Genomic DNA, 4,124 nt, shown 5'->3' on the forward strand with positions numbered 1-4,124 from the left:
GCCGTCGCCACCTTGTTGACGTTCTGCCCGCCGGGCCCGGAGGCGCGCACGAAAGCCTCGCTGATTTCCCATGCCGGGAGGGTGATGCTGTCAGAAATACGCAGATCGCCAAATTCGCTCATCGGAGAAACCTGAAGGACCTGTTCAGCCAAAGTTCAGACGGGGAGGCAGATAGTCGCTCCAGAAACCGGTGTTTGCGCGCTTCGTCCAGTACAGGTGTGCCCAACCGGTCAACCCTGTGCAAAAAAAGGCTCGTACTGCGATGTCCCTGATGAAAACCCTCACCCGTTTGGTGGCCATGGCGACGGCCGCCAGTCTCATCATTGCCCCCGTTGCCCAGGCTGACCGCGACCGCGGTGACCGGGGGCGCGGCGCAGACCGTGGCGGCTGGGAACGCCGCGGCGATGACCGGCGCGAACATCGCCGGGATGATCGGCGTGACGACCGGCGCGATTACCGGCGCGATTACTGGCGCGACCACGGCCGCTATGACCGGCACGACTATCGTCGCCACACGCCGGTGATCGTATACCGTCCCGCCTACAACTACTACCCGCGCAGCTCGGTGACCGTGACCTACGGCAACTCCTATGGCCCGTATTATTATTCGGGCTACCGGCCGCGCTACGATACCGGCCACTATTACAGCTATGGCCCCCGCCGCACGGTCTATATCAACGACTACCACAATTACGGCCTCTACGAGCCGCCCTATGGCTATCACTGGGTTCGCGACAATGACCGCGGGGACGCCATCCTCGCCTCGGTCGCGACCGGCGCCATCCTCGGCCTCGTGATCGGCGCCATCGCCGCAGACTGACACACAAGGCCTCTTTGTACCCCTTTTGAGGCTCACTTGCGCCCGGGCTGCCCCGCAAAGGTCGCCCGGGTGTTTTTTTGGGCATTCACCATAATCCGTGCAGCGATCACCAAGATGTTTACTTCACATTGGCGCAAATCATGCTTACGTCGGAAATGCGCCGGATGGTCTGGCGCAAAGGCCGTGCATACAGCACGCGTGAAAGGAGGTGATCCATGTCGAGTGAGAAACCAGGTGAGGTCGTTGGGTCGGTGTCCTGTGGTGTCTGGCTGGAGCAGCCTCTGACCAGCGCCTAGAGATTCGAAGGGCCGCTGCAACGCTCCCGGACCTGACTGCCCCATGGGCTCACGGAAGCCGCTCCTTGATCGGGGCGGCTTCTTTGATTCGGGCCCGGTGCTCGGGAGCCTTTTGCACCGGGGCGTTTTTTTCGCTAAGGCAGCGCCAGCAAGAAGGAGCCGTCCATGAGCGTCGTCACCCATAAGGCCTCCGGCTGGAGCATCGGCCGCGGCAAGCCCCTCGCCGTGCTCGCCGGCCTCAACGTACTGGAAGACGAAGGCCTCGCCCTCGAAGTCGGCACGGAGCTGAAGCGGATCTGCGCCAGCCTTGGCCTGCCTTACGTGTTCAAGGCGAGCTTCGACAAAGCGAATCGCTCCTCGATCAAGTCCTATCGTGGCCCCGGCATGGACGGCCTGAAGATCCTCGCCAGCGTCAAGGCGAAGCTCGGCGTGCCGATCGTCGCCGACCTGCACGAACCGGCGCAGGCCGAGCCTGTCGCCGAAGTCGCTGACATCCTGCAGCTTCCCGCCTTCCTCGTGCGTCAGACAGATCTCGTGATTGCTGTCGCCGAAGCCGCCGCAAAGCACGGCGCACTGATCCAGGCCAAGAAGGCGCAGTTCATGGCGCCGTGGGACGCCAGGAACATCCTCTCCAAGATCGGCGAAGTTGCCCCGCAGGTTGGCGTCATCCTCTGCGAGCGCGGCGTCAGCTTCGGCTACAACAATCTGATCGTCGACATGCTGGCGATCCCGGAAATGAAAAAACTCGGCGTGCCGGTTACCATTGACGCGACCCATGCCGTGCAGCTGCCGGGCGCCGACCCGCGCACCGGCGGTGCCTCCACCGGCGGGCGCCGCGACGGCGTTGCGATCATCGCCAAATCCGCTATTGCCGCAGGCGCAGACGGCGTCTTCCTGGAATTCCACACCGATCCGGACAAGGCCCTGTGCGATGCGCCGAGCTGCCTTGCCCTGTCAGCCGCCGAGAACCTGCTCTCGACCCTCAAGACCCTGCACGAGGCCGTCAACTGAAGATCATTCTCCTCAACAAGCCCTTCAACGTGCTTTCCCAGTTCACGGATGAAGGCAGCGGCAAGCGCACACTGAAGGAATTTGTGCCGGTGCCGAACGTCTATCCGGCAGGACGGCTCGACTATGACTCCGAGGGTCTGGTCGTCCTGACCGACAGCGGGCCGCTTCAGGCGCGCATCAGCGATCCGAAGCACAGCCTCGCGAAAACCTATTGGGCGCAGGTGGAAGGCATTCCGGACGAAGCGGCGCTGAATGCGCTCTCTGCCGGCGTGGAACTCAAGGACGGGCTGACCCGCCCGGCCAAGGTCCGCGCCATTGCGGAGCCGGAAAACCTCTGGCCCCGCGATCCGCCAATCCGCGTGCGCAAGTCGGTCCCTGACAGCTGGATCGAACTGACGATCACCGAAGGCCGCAATCGCCAGGTGCGCCGGATGACGGCCGGCGCCGGACACCCGACGCTGCGCCTTATCCGCGCCCAGGTCGGCGAGTGGACCCTCGACGGGCTTGCCCCGGGCGAAATCCGCTTCGCGAAGGGTTGAAACGGCGGGGCATTGATGGGTGGGCTTCGCTTTGCTCACTCCAGCCTGCAAGGTGCCTCCGCAGGATGCAGCGCGCGCAGCGAGGTGCACCGGCCTAAAGCACCCAGGCGCCCGGCGCGTTCGTGCGATAGCCGAGCGCCGTGTAGGCCGCATCGATCAGGCTCTGGCAGCGTTCGTTGAGCAGCAGGCCGTTGCCCATCTGGTTCATGGTATAGCTGAAGGCGAGGCCGCATTCGGGATCGGCAAAGCCGATGGAGCCGCCAGCGCCGACATGGCCGAACGCCTTCTCGCCGATGACCGCGCTAGTGCCGGGGCCATAACCGCCCCTGCGGTTGTCCATTGACTTCATGAAGCCCGAGGCAAACCGCGTTGGGATCAGCAGCGTTGCGTCCCGCTGCGTCGCAGTCGAGACCATCGACATTGCCGCCAGCGTGTCCGCCGAGACAAGCTTGCCGGAGTTGGTCGCAAGCTCCGTGTACCACGCCACCTGCCCGCGGGCGTTCGACAGTCCGCCGCCGCCGCCGATCTCGGCGGCCTGGCCCTTGCGGTCGTTGAAATCCCAGCCGCCGGTATTGAGGAAGGATTTATGCTGTATCGAGTCCGGCTCGGTCATCAGTTTGATGATAAACTCTGACGGCTGATCGTCCGGCTTCGGAACATATTGGCGGATCGGCGCAATGTGCACCTTCTCGCTCTCCGGCAGGCCAATCCAGAAACGGGCGCCCGTCTTCTCTGCCACTTCCTCGCGGAAGAAGGTACCGAGCGACTTGCCGGAGACGCGGCGTACGAGTTCTCCCACCGTCCAGCCGAAATTGATCATATGATATCCATTGCGCACGCCGACTTCCCAGAAGGCTTCCTCGTCGGCCATGCGTTTCGTCATATAGTTCCAGTCCGCGAAGCCGCCCGGCGGCACCGGATCGCGCAGGGTCGGCAGCGCGCTCTCATGGTTCAGCATCATCTGGACGGTGGTTTTCTCTTTGCCCTTCTGCGCAAACTCGGGCCAGTAGTCCTTCACCAGCGCCGCCGGGTTCAGCTGGCCGCGGTCGATCAGGATGTGCGCGCAGAGCGCCACGGCCGCCTTCGTGCACGAGAACACGATGGACACCGTATCCTCCTGCCACGGATCACCTGTCTCGGGGTTTGCCATGCCGCCCCAAAGGTCTACCGCCGACTGGCCGCCAACTGAAAGGCAGACGCTGGCACCCACTTCGCCGCGCTCGGAGAAGCTGCGCTCGAACTCTTCCTTCACCTTCGCGAACTTCGGATCGCACTTGCCGCTGACTGCCATGGTTTCCTCCAGATGTTTTCAGGGACGTTAGCCGATTGGCGCGCGTTGGCGAGGACTGACCATGCGTCAGCTAACAAAGACGCTTACCGCCCACAGATTCGCGGCGGGTCCTTCCTCACCCGTGATGGCCCCAAAGCAAAAGGGCCGCCCCGGCGGGACGGCCCTTC

The 4,124-nt window shown here is 63.6% G+C and carries 4 protein-coding genes and 1 pseudogene; 3 read left to right on the forward strand and 2 right to left on the reverse strand.

The annotated features are described in order from the left end of the window. Positions 1 to 122: pseudogene (locus WEA77_RS06945) on the reverse strand (aminoacyl-tRNA hydrolase); the annotation flags it as partial. Positions 123 to 262: 140 nt separating this feature from the next. Between WEA77_RS06945 and WEA77_RS06950 the strand changes: the two are divergent. The 3 genes from WEA77_RS06950 (at position 263) to WEA77_RS06960 (ending at position 2,666) form a co-directional block, all read left to right on the forward strand. Beyond that, positions 263 to 820 (forward strand): RcnB family protein, encoded by a 558-nt coding sequence (locus WEA77_RS06950; RefSeq protein ID WP_368067145.1) that lies wholly within the window; start codon positions 263 to 265, stop codon positions 818 to 820. Positions 821 to 1,281: 461 nt separating this feature from the next. Then, complete coding sequence (gene kdsA / locus WEA77_RS06955) at positions 1,282 to 2,127, forward strand: 3-deoxy-8-phosphooctulonate synthase (protein WP_368067146.1); 846 nt, start codon at positions 1,282 to 1,284, stop codon at positions 2,125 to 2,127. Further along, complete coding sequence (locus tag WEA77_RS06960) at positions 2,124 to 2,666, forward strand: pseudouridine synthase (RefSeq protein WP_368067148.1); 543 nt, start codon at positions 2,124 to 2,126, stop codon at positions 2,664 to 2,666. The genes kdsA and WEA77_RS06960 overlap by 4 nt, the downstream gene beginning before the upstream one ends. 94 nt (positions 2,667 to 2,760) lie before the next feature. Here WEA77_RS06960 and WEA77_RS06965 read toward each other — a convergent pair whose 3' ends face one another. Continuing rightward, a complete protein-coding gene (locus tag WEA77_RS06965; protein WP_368067147.1) occupies positions 2,761 to 3,957 on the reverse strand; it encodes a serine hydrolase domain-containing protein in 1,197 nt (398 codons plus the stop codon). Between the last annotated feature and the right edge of the window lie 167 nt (positions 3,958 to 4,124).

The sequence above is a fragment of the Hyphomonas sp. genome, assembly GCF_040882205.1.
Classification (GTDB): Bacteria; Pseudomonadota; Alphaproteobacteria; order Caulobacterales; family Hyphomonadaceae; genus Hyphomonas.